1 protein-coding gene is annotated in these 547 nt (G+C 36.0%); it reads left to right on the top strand.

The genetic code is table 11. From position 1 onward, the window contains the following. Positions 1 to 135: 135 nt before the first annotated feature. The coding region (gene tnpA / locus WKT17_RS16255; protein ID WP_340273721.1) for an IS200/IS605 family transposase at positions 136 to 547 on the top strand (412 nt) is incomplete at its 3' end.

The raw sequence follows: 547 nt of genomic DNA on the forward strand, positions 1-547 counted from the left end.
AATGAAAAGTCTAATCCCCCAGCTATGCTGGGGCGAATAGTGTAAGTGGAAACGGTGAGGATTTCAATAAAAAACCTCCTATGTTATATTGAGAATGGTGTCGCAAGCCAAACTCAAACATAGGAGGTGGTCCAAATGGACAATAGAAGCATATCACATACCAGATGGAAATGCCAATATCATATCGTATTTATCCCGAAATATCGTAAAAAAGTATTATATGGAAAAGTTCGGGAAGATGTAAGAGAAATAATTAGTACACTATGTAGATATAAGGATGTTGAGATTATTGCAGGAGCAGTATGTATAGATCATGTACATCTAAGTGTAGCAATCCCACCGAAGTTGAGTGTATCAAATTTCATGGGATACTTAAAAGGTAAAAGTACGCTAATGATTTATGACAGACATCCAGAACTGCAAAGTAAATGGGATAAAGCCTTTTGGGCAAGAGGATATTATGTTGAGACAATTGGTAATATCACGGATGAGGCAGTTCAGAAATATATAAAAGAGCAAGCAGAAGAATCAAGAAAAGAAGATTCAA

The sequence above is a fragment of the Blautia sp. HCN-20427 genome (assembly GCF_037890365.1).
In the GTDB taxonomy this organism is placed as follows: Bacteria; Bacillota; Clostridia; order Lachnospirales; family Lachnospiraceae; genus Blautia.